The following is an 18,126-nucleotide window of genomic DNA, read 5'->3' as shown; positions in this document are numbered from 1 at the left end:
GAAAATAGAAGGGTGTCACTCGCAGCCCAGCACCTCAGCGAACCGGTCGTCGACCGGGCGCAGGTGCACGAGCTGCAGACCCGCATCCGGCAGATGCAGGCCACCAAGCTCGAGAGCCGCACGCTGCAGACGCATCCCGCGCTCTCCGCACTGCTTCCCGGCGGAGCGCTCAAGGCGGGGGCGGCGTACTCGGTCCACGGGTCGACCACCCTGCTGATGGCCATGCTGGCCGGCCCGAGTGCCGCCGGCGCCTGGTGCGGGGTGGTCGGCATGCCCGACTTCGGCGCCGAGGCGGCCGGTCGGTTCGGCATCGACCTCGAGCGGTTGGTGCTGGTGCCGCATCCCGGCGACGACTGGCTGACCGTGACCGCGGCGGTGGTCGACGTGCTCAGCGTGGTGGTGGTCGCGCCGCCGTCCCGCGCGCGCGACGGCGACGTCGCCCGGCTCACCGCCCGGCTGCGGCAGCGCGAGGCCACCCTCATCGTCGCGGGCGACTGGCCGCAGGTCGAGGCGACGCTCACCGTCGCACGCAGCGGATGGGCCGGCCTCGGCGCGGGCGACGGCTACCTCTCCTCGCGGCGGGTGACGGTGGAATCCGCCCCGCGTGGTGGTTCCGGCCCGCGACGCACCGCCGACCTGTGGCTGCCGGCGGTCGACGAGAGCTTCCGCGTCTCCGCCCCCACGCGACTCGAGGCGGTGAGCTGAATGACCGGCGTGCACGACCCCGCCGTCACCCGCGCCATCGTGCTGTGGTGCCCGGACTGGCCGGTGATCGCCGCGCGGCAGGTGCTCGACCTCGCCGCCGACCTGCCGCTGGCGCTTGTCGACAAGGGCCTGGTGTTCGCCTGCTCCGACGCGGCCCGTGCCGACGGCGTCAAGCGCGGTCTCCGGATGCGCGAGGCGCAGGCCCGCTGCCCGCAGCTGGAGGTCGTCCCCTACGACCCGGTGCAGGATGCGCGCGCGTTCGAGCCCGTGCTCGCCGCGATCGAGGAGATTACCCCCGGAGTCCAGCCGGTGCGTCCCGGCACCTGCGTCCTCCGCGCGCGCGGGCCGGCCCGCTACTACGGCGGAGAAGACGAGGCGGCCGCCGAGCTGCTGCGCTGCCTCGAGGGCCTGGGGCTGCCGGATGCGCGCGTCGGCGTCGCCGACGGTCCGTTCGCCGCGGAGCAGGCCGCCCGCTCGACCGGCCGCGGCCGGGTGCGCATCATCCCGGCGGGCGGCTCCCCCGCGTTCCTGGCGCCGCTGCCGGTGTCCCAGCTGGGCCTCGCCGATCTGACGCCGCTGCTGCGCCGGCTGGGCCTGCACGCCCTCGGCGACATCGCCGCGCTCTCGCGCACCGACATGCGCGAGCGTTTCGGCGAGCGGGGCGAGCACGCCCACACGCTCGCCAGCGGGCTCGACGGCGCCGCCGTGGTGCCCCGCACCCCGCCGACGCAGCTCGAGCGCGCCATCGAGTTCGAGCCTCCCCTCGACCGGGTCGATCAGGTGACCTTCGCCGTCCGCGGCACCGCGGAGCAGTTCATCGCCGGCCTCACCAAAGCCGGGCTGGTGTGCACATCGCTGCGGGTCGAGGTGACCGACGAGTCCGGCCGGGTGAGCGAGCGCACCTGGCTGCATCCCCGGCTGTTCTCGGCGCCCGACGTGGTCGACCGTGTGCGCTGGCAGCTGCAGGGGGCCGGCGCGATCGACTCCGGCCTCTCGTCGCCGATCGCCCGCGTCGTCCTCGAACCCCAGACGGTCGACGACATCGGGCATCACGAAGACGGGCTGTGGGGCGGCGGAGCCGACGAGCGCATCCACCACGGGCTCACCCGTGTGCAGAGCATGCTCGGGCACGAGGCGGTCGTCACGGCCACGATCGCGGGCGGCCGGGCGCCCGCCGAGCGGCAGGTGCTGGTGCCGTGGGGCGACCGGCCGGTGGGCGTCGCCCGCGCCGACCGCCCGTGGCCCGGGTCGCTGCCCGCGCCGGCGCCGTCCACCGTGTTCGAGGTGCCCCGGCCCGTCGCCGTCCTGACCGAAGAGGGCACGACGGTCGAGGTGACCGATCGTGGCGACGTGACGGCTCCGATCGCCCGCTTCTCCCCCACCGGCCGGCCCGCGGATGCACGTCCGGTCGACTCGTGGGCGGGACCCTGGCCGGTGAAGGAGCGGTGGTGGGACGCCTCCCTCGCCCGCGCGCTGCACCGCTTTCAGCTGGTCGACGCCGACGGCACCGCGTGGCTGCTCGCCCTCTCCGGCGAGGCCTGGTTCGCAGAGGCGAGGTACGACTGATGGGATTCGACAACCCGCCCATCCCCTGGGCCGAGTTCGAGCGACGGCTCTCCGGTCGGCGCACGAGCCAGCAGACCGACGAGCGGCCGTCGTCGCGCAAACGGCAGAAGTACGTCCCCCAGCCCATCCCGGAGGAGCCCGCCGAGGGCGCCGTGCCGTACGCCGAGCTGCACGCGCACAGCAATTTCAGCTTCCTCGACGGCGCCTCCTCGCCGGAGGAACTGCTCGAAGAGGCGACGCGCCTGAACCTGCACGCGCTCGCGCTGACCGATCACGACGGCCTGTACGGCGTCGTGCACCTGGCCGAGGCGGCGGAGGCCTACGACCGCGTCAAGACGGTGTTCGGTGCAGAGCTCTCCCTCTCCCTCAGCAAGCCGCAGAACGGCGAGCCCGACCCGGAGGGGAGCCACCTCGTCCTGCTGGCCCGGCGGCAGGAGGGCTACCACCGGCTCGCCGCCGCGATCACCGACGGACAGCTCGCGGGAGACGAGAAGGGGCGCCCGGTGTACCGGCTCGACGAGCTGTCCGATCGTGCGGCCGGCGAGTGGATGGTGCTGACCGGCTGCCGCAAGGGCGACGTGCGCCTCGCCCTGGCCGAGCACGGCGAGCGGGCCGCGGAGCGCGAGGTGGCCCGGCTGGCCGAGCTGTTCGGGCACGACAACGTGCTCGTCGAGTTGATCGACCAGAGCGGCCCGCGCGACTCCACGGACAACGACATCCTGACCAGGATCGCCGGACGCCTCGGCCTGCCGACGGTCGCGACCAACAACGTCCACTACGCCAGCCCGCGGCAGTACCCGCTGGCGACCGCGGTCTCGGCCGTGCGCGCCCGGCGCAGCCTGGACGAGCTCGACGGCTGGCTGCCGGCGGCCGGCGCGGCGCACCTGCGCAGCGGCGCCGAGATGGCGCGCCGTTTCGCCCGCTACCCCGGCGCGGTCGAGCGCACGGTCGGGATCGCCGACGACCTCGCCTTCCGGCTGCGGAGCGCCCGGCCCCGGCTGCCGAAGCAGGAGGTCCCGGAGGGGCACACGCCGATGAGCTGGCTGCGCGAGCTCACCTGGCGCGGCGCCGCCGAGCGCTACCCCGATCTCGACCGCGACCCCGCCAAGCGGGAGCGCATCGAACGCGAGCTCGACGTGATCGAGGCCAAGGACTTCCCCGGCTACTTCCTCATCGTCCACGACATCGTCCGGTTCGCCCGCAGCCGCGGCATCCTCTGCCAGGGCCGGGGCTCCGCGGCGAACTCCGCGGTGGTCTACCTGCTCGGCATCACGGCGGTCGACTCGATCAAGTACGACCTGCCGTTCGAGCGGTTCCTCTCCAGCATGCGCGAGGAGGAGCCCGACATCGACGTCGACTTCGACTCCGACCGGCGGGAGGAGGTCATCCAGTACGTCTACGCGAAGTACGGCCGGCACAACGCCGCCCAGGTCGCCAACGTCATCACCTACCGGCCCAAGAACGCCGTGCGCGACATGGCGAAGGCCCTCGGCTACTCCACCGGTCAGCAGGACGCCTGGAGCAAGCAGATCGACTCCTGGGGCAGCGTGCAGACCAGTGACGACCACGACATCCCGGACGACGTTGTCGGGCTCGCGCAGCAGGTGCTGAAGTTCCCGCGGCACCTCGGCATCCACTCCGGCGGCATGGTGCTGACCGACCGGCCCGTCGGCGAGGTGTGCCCGATCGAGCACGCCCGCATGGAGGGCCGCACGGTGCTGCAGTGGGACAAGGACGACTGCGCCTGGATGGGCCTGGTCAAGTTCGATCTCCTGGGCCTCGGGATGCTGTCGGCACTCGACTACTCGATGCGCACGATCGAGGCGTCGCTCGGTGAGAAGTGGACGCTCGAGACCATCCCGAAAGAAGAGGCGGGCGTGTACGACATGCTCTGCCGGGCCGATTCCATCGGCGTGTTCCAGGTCGAGAGCCGCGCCCAGATCGGCACGCTGCCGCGGCTCCAGCCGCGCCGGTTCTACGACCTCGTGATCGAGATCGCGCTCATCCGCCCCGGCCCCATCCAGGGCGGCGCGGTGCACCCCTACATCCGCCGCAAGCTCGGCAAAGAGGAGGTCACCTACCTGCATCCGGCGCTGGTGCCGGTGCTGGAGCGCACGATGGGGGTCCCGCTGTTCCAGGAGCAGCTGATGCAGATGGCCGTCGCGGTCGGAGACTGCACGGCCGAGGACGCCGATCAGCTGCGCCGCGCGATGGGCTCCAAGCGCGGAGTCGAGAAGATCGACGCCCTCAAGGCCAAGCTCTACGAGGGGATGGCGCACAACGGCATCACGGGCGACGACGCCGACGCCATCTACGGCAAGATCGAGGCGTTCGCGAGCTTCGGCTTCGCCGAGAGCCACGCGATCAGCTTCGCCCTGCTCGTCTACGTCAGCTCGTGGATGAAGCTGCACTACCCCGGCGCGTTCCTCGCCGGGCTGCTGCGGGCCCAGCCGATGGGCTTCTACTCGCCGCGCACGCTCACCGCCGACGCCCGCAGGCACGGCGTCGTGGTGCAGCGGCCGGACATCCAGCGCTCCGGCGTCTTCCCCCTGCTCGAACCGCTCGACGAGACGCGCCCGGGGCCGACCGGATCCGACGCCTGCCTCGACACCGAGCAGCCGCCGATCGACCCCTTCGACCCGCGGGTGCCGCTCGACTTCGCCGCCCACCGCCGCGACGGCGGCCATGCCGTCCGGCTGGGACTTGCGGGCGTCACCTCCATCGGAGAGAAGCTCGCTGAGCACATCGTCGCCGAGCGCGAGGCGTACGGCCCGTACCGCGACCTCTCCGACCTCGCCCGCCGGACCGGGCTCAACACCGCCCAGCTCGAGGCGCTCGCCGCGGCCGGAGCGTTCGAGGGTTTCGACCTGAGCCGTCGCCAGGCGATCTGGGAGGCGGGCAACGCCGCGCAGGAGCGTCCCGAGTACCTGGCCGGCACCGCGATCACCGTGCAGCCGCCGCTGCTGCCCCTGCTCTCCCCTGCCGAGCAGCTGGCCAGCGACCTCTGGTCGACCGGCATCTCGACGGACGACCATCCCATCCGGTTCCTGCGCCCGGCGCTCTCCGCGCGAGGCGTCTACCCGGCCGACACGCTGATCCACGGCGAGTCGGGCCGCCGCATCGAGGTCGGCGGCGTGGTCACCCACCGGCAGCGGCCGGCGACGGCGGCCGGGGTCACCTTCCTCAACATCGAGGATGAGACCGGGATGGTCAACGTCATCTGCCCGGTCGGCGTCTGGAACCGCTACCGCCGGGTGGCGAGGCAGGCACCGGCGATGATCGTCCGCGGCATCCTGGAGCGCAGCGAGGAAGGCGTCGTCAACATCGTCGCCGACAAGCTCGAAGCGCTCGACACCGGCATCCGCACGGTCTCGCGGGACTTCCGGTGAAGAGCGACGTCCGGCGCCGAGCGCTACTCGTCGAAGCGCAGATGCCGCACGCTGCGGCCGTTGCGGCGAACCAGCCGCAGCGCCTCCACCCCGATCCGGATGTGCCGCTCGACGTAGTCGCGGGTGACCCCGGCGTCGCTCTCGGACGTTTTCACGCCCTCGGGCGTCATCGGCTGGTCCGACACCAGCAGCAGCGCGCCGCTCGGGATGCGGTTGGCGAACCCGGCGGCGAACACCGTCGCCGTCTCCATGTCAACCGCCATGCAGCGCGTCCGGCGCAGGTAGTCCTTGAACGTGTCGTCGTGCTCCCACACACGCCGGTTGGTCGTGTAGACGGTACCGGTCCAGTAGTCCTGTTTGAAGTCACGGATCGTCGACGACACGGCACGCTGCAGCTGGAACGCCGGCAGCGCGGGCACCTCGGGAGGCAGGTAGTCGTTCGACGTGCCCTCTCCCCGGATCGCCGCGATCGGCAGAACCAGGTCGCCGACCCGGCTCTTCGGCTTGATCCCGCCGCACTTGCCGAGGAAGAGCGCCGCCTTGGGGCACACCGCCGACAGCAGGTCCATCACCGTCGCCGCGTTCGGGCTGCCCATGCCGAAGTCGATCATCGTGATGCCGTCCGCGGTCGCGTTGGGCATCGACCGGTCGAGTCCGCGCACGTCCGTCTCGTACCACTCGGCGAAGCGCTGCACGTAGTCGGCGAAGTTCGTCAGCAGGATGTACTCGCCGAACTCCTCGACGGGAGTCCCGGTGTAGCGCGGCAGCCAGTCGTGGACGATCCCCGCCTTGTCGCGCATCGCGTGCTCGGAGGGAGCGGGCGTCGTGTCGATCGTGTTCTCCGCATCCACCACGGCCGGGACTCTCCTCTCGGGCGCCGATGCGCCGTTGCTCGTACGCTACCCGGCGACGGACGTTCCGAGGAGCGACCCCACCAGGAACGTCGCCGCGAGGGCCAGCGCGCCGCCGACGACCACGCGGATCATGGCGCGCCCACGGGAGCTGCCGCCGATCCACGCGGCGATGTACCCGGTGATCGCGAGCGCGAGGAGCACCGCCACGAACGTGACGGGGATGCGCACCGCCTCCGGCAGCAGGATCGTCAGCATCGGGAGGACCGCGCCGCACGTGAACGCGACCGCCGACGCGATCGCCGCGTGCCACGGGCTGACGACGTCGTCCTGGTCGATCCCGAGCTCGGCCGAGAGGTGAGCCGAGAGCGCGTCGTGCTCGGTGAGCTCGATCGCCACCTGGCGTGCCGTCGCGGGCGACAGGCCCTTCGCCTCGTACAGACCGGTGAGCTCTTCCAGCTCCTCCTCCGGCATCTCGGCCAGTTCGCGCTTCTCCTTCGCGATCAGCGACCGCTCGCTGTCGCGCTGGCTGCTCACCGACACGTACTCGCCCAGCGCCATCGAGATCGCGCCGCCGACGAGGGCGGCGAGACCGGCTGTCACGATCGCCGGGACGGACGTCGTCGCGCCCGCCACACCGACGACGACCGCCGCGACCGACACGATGCCGTCATTCGCGCCGAGCACGCCCGCGCGCAGCCAGTTGAGGCGCTGCGCCAGCCCGGCGCGGTGCGGCTCGTCCGCGTGGGCGCCGTTGCTTGCGCCCTCTGCCATCTCGCTCATGCCGCCCAGCCTAGGAAGCCGTCGCACCGGCCGCCAGCAAGGTTCGGCGACCCTAAGCACGGTGTCGGGCTACGCGGTGAGCTCCGCGACGGCCTCGGCGACCGGCAACGTGCGGCGGTCGCCGGTGCGGCGGTTCCACAGCTCGACCTCGCCCTGCGCCGCGCCGCGGCCCACGACGAGCACCCGCGGGACGCCGATCAGCTCGGCGTCGCCGAACTTGACGCCGGGCGACACCTTCGGGCGGTCGTCGTAGAGCACGTCGAGACGGGCGTCCTCGAGCTGCGCGATGACCTCCTCGGCCAGCTCGTACGCCGCCGCGTCGCGCCCGGTGGCGACCACGTGCACGTCGAACGGCGCGACCGACTCCGGCCAGACCAGACCGCGGTCGTCGTTGTTCTCCTCGGCGATGATCGCCAGGATTCGGGTGACGCCGATCCCGTACGACCCCATGGTGACCGTGACCAGCTTGCCGTTCTCGTCCAGAACCTTGAGTCCCAGCGCCTCGGCGTACTTGCGGCCGAGCTGGAAGACGTGACCGATCTCCATGCCGCGCGCGAGCTCCACCGGTCCGGAACCGTCGGGTGCCGGGTCGCCGGGCTTGACCTCCGCGACCTCGACCACCCCGTCCCACGAGAAGTCGCGGCCGGCGACCAGACCGAAGACGTGCTTGCCGTCGACGTTCGCGCCGGTGATCCATCCCGAGCCGTCGACCACGCGCGGGTCGACGACGTAGCGTATGCCGGTGGCCGACTCCTCGCCGAGCACAGGACCCTCGGCCGACCAGGGCCCGATGTAGCCCTTGACCAGTCCCGGGTGAGCGCGGAAGTCGTCGTCGGTCGCCGCGTCCACCTCGGCAGGTGCGAACGCCACCTCGGCGCGCTTCAGGTCGACCTCGCGGTCGCCGGGCAGTCCGACGACGACGAGTTCGCGCGTGCCGTCCAGGTGGGTGAGCGCGAGCACGACGTTCTTGAGGGTGTCGGCAGCGGTCCACGCACGGCCGTCGGGGCGCGGGTGCTTCTCGTTGGCCAGGTCGACGAGTGTCTGGATGGTCGGGGTGCCGGGCGTGTCCAGCACCTCCTGCGGAGTCAGCTTCTCGTAGGAGCGTGCCGGGGGCGCGGTCGTGGTGAACGCCTCGACGTTCGCCGCGTAGCCGCCGGGCGAGCGCACGAAGGTGTCCTCGCCGACGGGGGTCGGGTGCAGGAACTCCTCCGACCGCGAACCGCCCATGGCGCCTGCGTCGGCCTGCACGATCACGTACGACAGGCCGAGCCGGGTGAAGATGCGCTCGTACGCGTCGCGCTGCGCCATGTAGCTCGCGTCGAGGCCTTCGTCGGTCGCGTCGAACGAGTACGCGTCCTTCATCGTGAACTCGCGGCCGCGCAGCAGGCCGGCGCGCGGACGCGCCTCGTCGCGGTACTTGTCCTGGATCTGGAAGATCGTCAGCGGCAGGTCCTTGTACGACGAGTAGAGGTCCTTCACCAGCAGCGTGAAGACCTCCTCGTGCGTGGGCGCGAGCAGGTAGTCGGCGCCCTTGCGGTCCTGCAGGCGGAAGAGACCGTCTCCGTACTCCTCCCACCGGCCGGTCGCCTCGTAGGGCTCGCGCGGAAGCAGCGCGGGGAAGTGCACCTCGTGCGCGCCTGCGGCCGCCATCTCCTCGCGGATGATGCGCTCGATCTTCTCCTTCACGCGCAGCCCCAGCGGCAGCCACGCGAAGATCCCCGGCGCCTGACGGCGGATGTAGCCGGCGCGGACCAGCAGCCGGTGGCTGGTGACCTCGGCGTCGGAGGGGTCTTCACGGAGAGTGCGGAGGAAGTAGTTGCTGAGGCGTGTAGGCACCAACCCAGTTTATGGGGAGGACGGGGCCGGCCGCCGCGGGCCGGACGCCCGGGGCTAGGGTGGCGGCATGCCCGACCGCCGGACCCGCGTCGCCCCGACCCCCGCCGCCGCTCCCCTGGCCGCGTCGCTCCAGGCCCTGCGCCGCGAGTTGAAGCTGCCGGACGCGTTCCCCGTGGAGGCGGAAGCGGAAGCGCGGGCTGTCGCCGCACGGCATCCGCTCCCGGAGACGGACCTCACCGACGTGCCGTTCCTGACCATCGACCCGGCCGGGTCGACCGACCTCGACCAGGCGATGCATCTGGAACGCAGCGCCGACGGCTTCCGGGTCCGCTACGCGATCGCGGACGTCCCCGCCCTGGTCGCTCCCGGCGGCGCCGTGGATGCGGAGGCACGACGCCGCGGGCAGACCATCTACGCGCCGGATGGTCGCGTCCCGCTGCACCCCGCCGCTATCGGCGAGGACGCCGGGTCCCTGCTGCCCGGTGTGGTCCGCGGCGCGTTCGTGTGGGACATCGCCCTGGACGCGAGCGGTCACGAGACCCGGGCGGAGGTGACGCGGGCGCGCATCCGGTCCCGACGCCAGTGGAGCTACGAGGAGGCCCAGTCGGCGCTCGACGACGGCACCGCGCCACCCGAGCTCGCACTCCTCCGCGAGGTCGGCGAGGCGCGCATCGTCTGTGAGCGCGAGCGCGGCGGCGCGAGCCTGAACACGCCCGACGAGGAGATCGTGGTCCGCGACGGCGCCTACACGCTACAGCGCCGCGCCACCCTCCCGGTCGAGGACTGGAACGCACAGCTCTCCCTGCTCACCGGCATGGCTGCGGCCCGGCTGATGCTCGACGCGCGCATCGGCATCCTGCGCACCATGCCCGCTCCCGACGAGGAGGCGTTCCGCGGATTCCGCGCGCAGACCGTCGCTCTCGGGCTGCCGTGGCAGGAGGGGCTGCCGTACGGCGAGTACCTGCGGACACTGGACCCCGCCCACCCGCGCGCGGCGGCCGTGCTGCAGGCGGCCACCGCGCTGTTCCGCGGTGCCGGCTACGTCGTGATGGACGGCACCGCGCCCGCCGATCCGCAGCAGGCGGCGATCGCCGCGCCCTACGCGCACGTCACCGCGCCGCTGCGCCGCCTCGCGGACCGGTGGGCGCTCGTGATCTGCGAGGCGTTGTGCGCCGGCCGTCCGGTTCCCGCGTGGGCACGCGACTCGCTCGGCGAGCTCCCCTCCATCATGGGCGCGTCCTCTCGGCTGGCCGCGCAGGTCGATGCGGGCGCGGTGGATCGGGTGGAGGCGGCGCTGCTCAGCTCGCGGATCGGCGACATCTTGGATGCGACCGTGCTGGCGGTGCGCAACGGCACCGTCCTGGTCCAGCTGGACGACCCGGCCGTGAGCGCGTCCGCGCCGCGGGCCGACGGTGTCGCCCCGGGCGACCGTGTGCGGCTCCGCGTCACGGCCGCCGACATCGCGACGGGAAAGGTCGCGTTCGAGCCCGTCGGCTGACGGGAACGGAGGAGTCGCACGCGGCCGCACGGCGTGTCGACGCGAAAGGGAGGAGCTTCGGCCGGCGGGTGCGGCAGAACTCCTCCCTTGTGAGCGCGCGAGCGCGGTCGCAACCGGCTACCGCCGAAAACGGAGGAGGTCCGGCCGCCGCGGCAGCCGGACCTCCTCCGTTTCGGACGGCGGACGCGTCAGTGCGCGCCGACGGTGACACTCGGCTCGCCGGACGGGCGGTCGCCCATCTCGTCGGCCAGGCGGTTCGCCTCGGCGATCAGGGTCTGGACGATCTCGGACTCCGGCACGGTCTTGATGACCTCGCCCTTGACGAAGATCTGGCCCTTGCCGTTGCCGCTCGCGACGCCGAGATCGGCCTCGCGGGCCTCGCCCGGACCGTTCACGACGCAGCCCATGACCGCGACGCGCAGCGGCACGCTCATGCCCTGCAGGCCCTCGGTCACGCTGTCGGCCAGCGAGTACACATCGACCTGGGCGCGGCCGCAGCTCGGGCACGAGACGATCTCGAGCTTGCGCTCGCGCAGGTTGAGCGACTGCAGGATCTGCAGGCCCACCTTGACCTCCTCGGCCGGTGGGGCCGACAGCGAGACGCGGATGGTGTCGCCGATGCCCTCGCCGAGCAGGATGCCGAACGCGGTCGCCGACTTGATCGTGCCCTGGAACGCCGGACCCGCCTCGGTGACGCCGAGGTGGAGCGGCCAGTCGCCGCGCTCGGCGAGCATCCGGTACGCCTTCACCATGACGATCGGGTCGTTGTGCTTGACCGAGATCTTGAAGTCGTGGAAGTCGTGCTCCTCGAACAGGCTCGCCTCCCAGACGGCCGACTCGACCAGGGCCTCCGGGGTCGCCTTGCCGTACTTCTCGAGCAGGCGGCGGTCGAGCGAGCCGGCGTTCACGCCGATGCGGAGCGAGACGCCCGCCTCCTTCGCGCGCCGGGCGATCTCGCCGACCTGGTCGTCGAACTTGCGGATGTTGCCCGGGTTGACGCGGACCGCCGCACACCCGGCGTCGATCGCCGCGTAGACGTAGTTCGGCTGGAAGTGGATGTCGGCGATCACCGGGATCTGGCTCTTCTTGGCGATGATCGGCAGCGCCTCCGCGTCGTCGCGGCTCGGCACGGCCACGCGGACGATGTCGCAGCCGGAGGCCGTCAACTCGGCGATCTGCTGGAGCGTGGCGTTGATGTTGGTCGTCGGCGTCGTGGTCATCGACTGGACGCTGATCGGCGCGTCGCCGCCGACCAGGACTTTGCCCACCCGGATCTGGCGGGACTTGCGACGAGGGGCGAGGGTTTCGGGGACCTTGGGCATCCCCAGATTGATTGCTGCCACGTCCCCATCCTACGCAGCGGAGTGGGAGCGGGCTGGATGGCGGCCGAAAGCGGCCGGAAGGCGGTCAGCCGAACAGGTTGACCGGCTTGACGATGTCCGCGTACATCAGCAGGACGCTCATCCCGCCGAGCACGATGACCACGGCGAAGGTGAGCGGCATGAGCTTGGCCATGTCCACGGGACCCGGGTCGCGGCGGCGGAAGATCCTGGCTATCGTGCGCCGGAAGCCCTCCCACAGCGCCCCCGCGATGTGACCGCCGTCGAGTGGGAGCAGCGGGACGAGGTTGAACACGAACAGCGCGATGTTCAGCGAGGCGAGCATTCCGATCATCGTGTAGACCTTGTCCACGACCGGGACGCCGTCGAGCGCCGTGAGCTCACCGGCGGCGCGGCCGATGCCGACGACGCTGATCGGGCCGTTCGGGTCGCGCTCGGCGGAGCCGAAGGCCGCGTTCCACACGTCGACCATCCGCTGCGGGAGGTGCACGAAGACGTTGGCCACCGCGGCGGTCTGGGCGCCGACCGCCGGGAGCACCGCCGTCGGAGGCTGGGGAACGAGTTTGGTCACCGGACCGATGCCGACGAATCCGACGGTCAGCGTCTCGATGCCGCCCGCGGCGTTCTTGACCACGGCGCCGTTCGCGTCCGTCTTCGCGACCTTGTTGACCACGGGGGTGAGCTGCACCGTCCGCTGCTCGCCGTCACGGCTGAGAACGACGGTGAGGGACTGCCCGGCCGACTTCCGGATGATCGCCGTGGACTGGTCCCAGCTGCTGATCTTCTGCCCGTCGATGCTGACGATGGTGTCGCCGGGCTTGAGGCCTGCGGCGGCCGCAGGTCCCTGGGTCGCGTCCGACGGGCACGTCTGCGAGGTGCTGCCTGCGGGCAGCACGCACTGGCTCACCGTCGCGACGGTGGTCGAGCTCTGCGGCGCTCCGAATCCCATGAGCAGCACGCCGAACAGCACGACCCCGATCACGAGGTTCATGAACGGGCCGCCGAACATGATGACGATGCGCTTCCACACCGGCAGGCGGTAGAAGGTGCGCTCCTCCTCGCCGACCGCGACGGTCTCCGAGCTCGCCGTGCGCGCGTCCTGCACCATCTGCTGCATGAACCCGGTGGTGGCATTCCGACCCCGGCCGCCGTCCTTGCCGGGCGGGAACATCCCGATCATCGAGATGTAGCCGCCGAGCGGGATGGCCTTCACGCCGTACTCGGTCTCGCCCCTCTTGAACGAGAACAGCGTCTTGCCGAACCCGATCATGTACTGCGTGACCTTGACGCCGAATAGCTTCGCGGGAACCAGGTGCCCGACTTCATGCAGCGCGATCGACAGGGCGACGCCGATCAGGATGATGACGACGCCCAGCACGAACAGGAGCACGGATTCCACGGCTTCAGGGTAGCGGTGGGCGCCTTGGAGGAGGCCGCGAAGCGGCTCGGTGCGGGCTATGCGGCCGCTGTCAGCGTCCGGCGATCAGTGCGTCGGCCTTCGCCCGAGCCCAGCGCTCCGACTCGGCCAGCGACTCCCGGGTCAGCTCGCCCGCGGGCACATGCGCGTCCACGACCCGCTCGACCGTGCCCAGGATGTCGAGGTACCCGATCGCGCCGGCGTGGAACGCGGACACGGCCTGCTCGTTCGCGGCGTTGAAGACGGCCGGATACGTCCCGGCGGCCATGCCGACCCGTTTCGCCAGCGCGACCGCCGGGAAGGCGTCGTCGTCGAGCGGTTCGAACGTCCAGGTGTGCGCGGTGGTCCAGTCGAGCGGCGCGCCGACGTCCGGGACGCGGTCGGGCCAGCCGAGGCCGAGCGAGATCGGGAGGCGCATGTCCGGCGGCGAGGCCTGCGCGATCGTCGACCCATCCACGAACTCCACCATGGAGTGGATGACGGACTGCGGATGCACGGTGACGTCGATCCGGTCGTAGGGCACGTCGAACAGCAGGTGCGCCTCGATGACCTCGAGACCCTTGTTGACCAGCGTCGAGGAGTTGGTGGTGACCACGAGCCCCATGTCCCAGGTGGGATGCGCGAGCGCTTGCTGCGGCGTCACGTCGCGCAGCGACTCCCGCGACCGGCCGCGGAAGGGGCCACCCGATGCGGTCAGCACCAGCCGTCGCACCTCGTCGCGGGAGCCCGAGCGCAGCGCCTGCGCGATGGCGGAGTGCTCGGAGTCGACCGGGACGATCTGCCCGGGCGCTGCGGCCCGCTTCACCAGCCCGCCGCCGACGATCAGCGACTCCTTGTTGGCGAGCGCCAGCATGGCGCCGACCTCCAGCGCGGCGAGCGTCGGCCCGAGTCCGACCGAGCCGGTGATGCCGTTGAGCACCACATCCGCCTCGACCGAACGCACCAGCAGCTCGGAGTCGTCGGCCCCGAGGGCGGTGTCCACCACCCCGAAGCGCTCCGCCTGCGCGGCGAGTTCGGCGGCGTTGTGGCCGGCGCTCAGTCCGACGACGCGGAACCGGTCCGGGTTCGCCGCGACGACGTCGAGCGCCTGGGTGCCGATCGAACCGGTGGACCCGAGGATGATGACTCTGCGCACGCTGCCATCGTACGCAGTGCGTTCGGAACGGAGGACGCCGCAGCCGGCCGGGGCCCGCCCATCCTCCCTTTTGCGACATCCACCGGCGTGTCGCGCCGGAAGTCCTCCATTTCACACCGTGGGTACCACGAAATGGCGGTGCGAGAAACGGAGGAGATTCCCGTCGACACGCCGTGCCACGACGCGAAAAAGAGGAGTCCGGGGCCGACGGCGATCCCGGACTCCTCCGTTTCGGATGTGGCGAGTAAGGTGGCGCGTCAGCCCAGGAGCGGAGTCAGCCCAGGACCGGATCAGCCCAGGACCGGATCAGCCCAAGACCGGAGTCAGCCGAGGCGGCCCAGGGCCTCCTCGAGCACGGTGGCTGCGTCGTCGATCAACTCTTCGCTGATGACGACCGTCGGCAGCAGGCGCAGGACGCTGTCCCAGCTGCCCGCGTCCAGCGGGATGACGCCGTTGCGGGTCGCGTGGGCGAGCACGGCCTGCAGGGCCTCCGGGTTGGGGGTCTTCGTGCCCGGCTTCACCAGCTCGACGCCGAACATCGCGCCCTTGCCGCGCACCTCGCCGACGACGGGGAACCGCTCCGCCCAGTCGCCGATCCGCGCCCACAGGGCCTGCTCGACGCGGCGCGCCTCGCCGAGGAGGTCTTCGTCCTCGATCGCCTGCAGGGTGGCGAGCGCAGCGGCCGTCGAGACCGGGTTGCCGCCGAAGGTGCCGCCGATGCCGCCGGGCTGGACCGCGTCCATGATCTCGGCGCGGCCCGTCACCGCCGCGAGCGGGAAGCCGCCGGCGATGCCCTTGGCGCTGGTGATGAGGTCGGGCACGACGCCGTGGTGCTCGATGGAGTACCACATGCCGGTGCGGCCGATGCCGGCCTGGATCTCGTCGGCGACGAACACGATGCCGTTCTCGGCGCAGAACTCCGCCAGCCGCGCGAAGTAACCCGGCGCCGGGATGATGATGCCGCCGTCGCCCTGGATGGGCTCCACGAACAGCGCGGCGAGCTCCGTCGCGCCGATGTGCGTGCGGATGTAGTCGATGGTGCGCTCCGCTGCCTCCTCGCCGGTCATCCCCTCCGGGTCCCGGAACGGGTAGCTGATCGGGAGGCTGTAGATCTCGCCCGGGAACGGCCCCATTCCCGCGCGCTCCGGCCAGGGGCGGTAGGTCATCGCCATGGTCAGGTTCGTGCGGCCGTGGAAGGCGTGGTCGAGCGTCGCGATGGCGCGGCGGCCCGTGTACTTGCGGGCGATCTTGACCGCGTTCTCGACCGCCTCGGCGCCCGAGTTCACCAGGATGCTGTGCTTCTCGACGTCGCCCGGGGTGATCTGCTGCAGCTTCTCGGCGACCGCGACATAGTTCTCGTAGGGGGTGACCGTGAACAGCGTGTGCGTCAGCTTGGACGCCTGCTCCGCGGCGGCCGCGGCGACGGCGGGATGCGCATGGCCGATGGTCGTCACGCCGATGCCGCAACCGAGGTCGATCAGGCGGTTGCCGTCCACGTCCACCAGGATCGCGCCGGAGCCCGACTCCATGTAGATGTTCGCGAGCGTCCCCGCGCCACGGCTCACCGACGCCACCCGCCGCTGCTGCAGCTCGACGGAGCGCGGGCCGGGCAGTTCTGTGACGAGATGGCGGGACTGGGGCACGGAGAATTCGCGGGTCATGCCTTCCATCGTAGGCGGCGCGTCCAGCGCACCCATGACCTCTTGTCAGCTTCGGCGGAGGCGGATAGGGCAGGATGGACGACCGTGCGTACCTCTCTCAAGGCCCTGACCGCCTCCGCGACCGCGGCCCTCCTCGTCGCCGGTCTCGCGGCGTGCAGCAGCAGCTCGTCCGAGCCCTCCTCCAGCGCGACGCCGGGCGCCGCCGCCTGCCAGAACGTGAAGTCGGGCTCGACCTCCGATTCGGTGAAGGTCAGCGGCGACTACCAGAAGACCCCCAAGGTCACGTTCGAGACGCCGCTCAAGGCGACCGGCGTGGAGCGCACTGTGATCACCAAGGGCGACGGCGAGGAGGCGAAGGAGGGCTCGACGGTCGACATCGCGCTCGCCGCCTACAACGGCACCACCGGCAAGGAGCTGACCGCCGCCCAGGGCTTCGACGGCCAGGCCGCCGCGACCGTCCAGCTGGACGACAAGGCGTACGTGCCGGGCCTCGTGCGCGCGGTCGAGTGCCTGACGATCGGGTCGCGCGTCGTGCTGACGGCTCCGGCGAAGGACGCCTTCGGCAACCAGGACCTCTCCCAGCTGAGCCTCACCGAGAAGGACAGCGTCGTCTTCGTCGCCGATGTGGTCGACATCCCGCCGACGCGCGCGGACGGCAAGGACGTCGCGCCGACCGCCGGCTTCCCGACCGTCAAGCTCAACGCCAAGACCGGCGAGCCGAGCATCACCATCCCGAAGGCCGACCCGCCGACGGAGACGAAGATCGCGCTTCTCAAGGAGGGCGACGGCGAGACCGTGCAGCCCGGCGACACCGTGACCGTCCAGTACAAGGGCGTCCTGTGGCGCAACGGCGAGATGTTCGACTCGTCGTGGAGCCGCGGAACTCCTGCGTCGTTCCAGACCACGGGCGTCGTCCCCGGCTTCAAGAAGGCGCTCGAGGGCCAGAAGGTCGGCTCGCAGGTCATCGCGATCGTCCCGCCCGTCGACGGCTACGGCTCGGCCGGCTCGGGCGAGATCAAGGCCACGGACACGATGGTGTTCGTGATCGACATCCTGAAGACGTCCCGCTAGGCAGCCCGTGCGGCTCCCCCGCCTGCGCCTGATCGCCGCGGCGTCCGCCGTCGCGGCGGGCCTCGCCCTGGTGCCCGCCGCCGCGCTCGCGGAGTCGCCCGCTCCGTTCTACCCGGGCTACATCATCAGCGACGACAGCTTCTACAACCCGGATGCGATGACGGCTGGGCAGATCCAGGACTTCCTGGAGGACCGGTCCTGCCATCCGAAGGACGGCGTCCCCTGCCTCGCCGACTTCCGGATGAACTCCCCCGCCCAGCCCGCATCGGCGGAGCGCTGCGCGGCCATGCCCGCACGGAAGAAGGAGGCTGCCAGCAGCATCATCGCGCGGGTCGCCAAGGCCTGCACCGTCAGCCCGCGCGTGCTGCTCGTCCTGCTGCAGAAGGAGCAGTCGCTCCTCACCGCGCCGAGCGCGTCCGGCTACCAGAAGGCGACCGGATACGCCTGCCCGGACACGGCGGCGTGCGACACACGCTACTTCGGGTTCTTCAACCAGGTGTACCGGGCCGCGTGGCAATTCCGGGAGTACACCGTCCATCCCGGCGACTGGCGCTACAAGGTGGGCGAGAACCGCATCCAGTACCACCCGGATCCGGCGTGCGGGTCGGCTGAGGTGACGATCCTGAACCAGGCCACCGCGAACCTCTACAACTACACGCCGTACCAGCCGAACGACGAGACGCTGAAAGCGAAGAAGGGGCAGGGAGGCGCGTGCTCGGCGTACGGCAACCTGAACTTCTCGCGCCTCTACGCCTCGTGGTTCGGGTCTCCGCTGGCGCTGCGGTACACCGGCTTCGTCGACGGCTGCCTGGTCTACACGGACGGCTTCGGCTGCCGGATGGGCACGCCGCTGAAGCCGTGACCGGTTCGCATA

The 18,126-nt window shown here is 71.4% G+C and carries 13 protein-coding genes; 6 read left to right on the top strand and 7 right to left on the bottom strand.

All coding sequences use genetic code 11. The features are described 5' to 3' along the window. The first annotated feature begins 12 nt into the window (after window positions 1–12). Genes AB0P25_RS16670 through AB0P25_RS16660 form a run of 3 tightly spaced genes read left to right on the top strand, consistent with a single transcriptional unit; the run spans window position 13 to window position 5,660 of the window. Window positions 13–705: a hypothetical protein gene (locus tag AB0P25_RS16670; RefSeq protein WP_363808848.1), complete on the top strand. Its 693-nt coding sequence runs from the start codon at window positions 13–15 to the stop codon at window positions 703–705. After that, window positions 706–2,271, top strand: coding sequence for a DNA polymerase Y family protein (locus AB0P25_RS16665; protein ID WP_363808846.1), 1,566 nt, complete (start codon window positions 706–708; stop codon window positions 2,269–2,271). Next, the gene (locus AB0P25_RS16660) at window positions 2,271–5,660 is read left to right on the top strand and encodes an error-prone DNA polymerase (protein WP_363808845.1); all 3,390 of its coding nucleotides are present in this window, start codon (window positions 2,271–2,273) and stop codon (window positions 5,658–5,660) included. The genes AB0P25_RS16665 and AB0P25_RS16660 overlap by 1 nt, the downstream gene beginning before the upstream one ends. A gap of 23 nt (window positions 5,661–5,683) precedes the next feature. Here AB0P25_RS16660 and AB0P25_RS16655 read toward each other — a convergent pair whose 3' ends face one another. From AB0P25_RS16655 to AB0P25_RS16645, 3 genes are all read right to left on the bottom strand, one after another. Further along, entirely contained in the window at window positions 5,684–6,514 is an 831-nt protein-coding gene (locus AB0P25_RS16655; RefSeq protein ID WP_363808844.1) for an AMP nucleosidase, read from the bottom strand. A gap of 45 nt (window positions 6,515–6,559) precedes the next feature. Then, window positions 6,560–7,285, bottom strand: a complete 726-nt coding sequence (locus AB0P25_RS16650) for a VIT family protein (protein WP_363809335.1) — start codon at window positions 7,283–7,285, stop codon at window positions 6,560–6,562. Between the two features lie 78 nt (window positions 7,286–7,363). Next, entirely contained in the window at window positions 7,364–9,130 is a 1,767-nt protein-coding gene (locus AB0P25_RS16645) for a proline--tRNA ligase (protein ID WP_363808843.1), read from the bottom strand. A 67-nt stretch (window positions 9,131–9,197) separates the two neighbouring features. Here AB0P25_RS16645 and AB0P25_RS16640 point away from each other — a divergent pair, with 67 nt between their 5' ends. After that, complete coding sequence (locus AB0P25_RS16640) at window positions 9,198–10,628, top strand: RNB domain-containing ribonuclease (protein ID WP_363808842.1); 1,431 nt, start codon at window positions 9,198–9,200, stop codon at window positions 10,626–10,628. 188 nt (window positions 10,629–10,816) lie between these two features. Here the strand turns inward: AB0P25_RS16640 and ispG are convergent, their stop codons facing one another. The 4 genes from ispG to AB0P25_RS16620 all read right to left on the bottom strand — a co-directional run bounded on the left by ispG (window position 10,817) and on the right by AB0P25_RS16620 (window position 16,190). Continuing rightward, the gene (gene ispG / locus AB0P25_RS16635) at window positions 10,817–11,950 is read right to left on the bottom strand and encodes a flavodoxin-dependent (E)-4-hydroxy-3-methylbut-2-enyl-diphosphate synthase (protein ID WP_363809334.1); all 1,134 of its coding nucleotides are present in this window, start codon (window positions 11,948–11,950) and stop codon (window positions 10,817–10,819) included. Window positions 11,951–12,035: 85 nt separating this feature from the next. Continuing rightward, window positions 12,036–13,358 carry a site-2 protease family protein gene (locus tag AB0P25_RS16630; RefSeq protein ID WP_363809332.1) on the bottom strand — a complete coding sequence of 441 codons (1,323 nt, stop codon included), beginning with the start codon at window positions 13,356–13,358 and terminating at the stop codon, window positions 12,036–12,038. Window positions 13,359–13,437: 79 nt separating this feature from the next. Next, the gene (locus tag AB0P25_RS16625) at window positions 13,438–14,520 is read right to left on the bottom strand and encodes a 1-deoxy-D-xylulose-5-phosphate reductoisomerase (protein ID WP_363808839.1); all 1,083 of its coding nucleotides are present in this window, start codon (window positions 14,518–14,520) and stop codon (window positions 13,438–13,440) included. Between the two features lie 323 nt (window positions 14,521–14,843). Next, window positions 14,844–16,190 carry an aminotransferase class III-fold pyridoxal phosphate-dependent enzyme gene (locus AB0P25_RS16620; protein ID WP_363808837.1) on the bottom strand — a complete coding sequence of 449 codons (1,347 nt, stop codon included), beginning with the start codon at window positions 16,188–16,190 and terminating at the stop codon, window positions 14,844–14,846. 75 nt (window positions 16,191–16,265) lie between these two features. Here AB0P25_RS16620 and AB0P25_RS16615 point away from each other — a divergent pair, with 75 nt between their 5' ends. Together AB0P25_RS16615 and AB0P25_RS16610 are read left to right on the top strand one after the other, a co-directional pair. After that, a complete protein-coding gene (locus AB0P25_RS16615) occupies window positions 16,266–17,252 on the top strand; it encodes an FKBP-type peptidyl-prolyl cis-trans isomerase (RefSeq protein ID WP_363808835.1) in 987 nt (328 codons plus the stop codon). Between the two features lie 7 nt (window positions 17,253–17,259). After that, complete coding sequence (locus tag AB0P25_RS16610) at window positions 17,260–18,114, top strand: hypothetical protein (RefSeq protein WP_363808834.1); 855 nt, start codon at window positions 17,260–17,262, stop codon at window positions 18,112–18,114. Window positions 18,115–18,126 lie beyond the last annotated feature (12 nt).

The sequence above is a fragment of the Leifsonia sp. NPDC077715 genome, assembly GCF_040686855.1.
Lineage (GTDB): Bacteria > Actinomycetota > Actinomycetes > Actinomycetales > Microbacteriaceae > Leifsonia.
The sequence above is the reverse complement of the archived record's forward strand: the minus strand, read 5'-3'. Positions and strand labels throughout refer to the sequence as shown.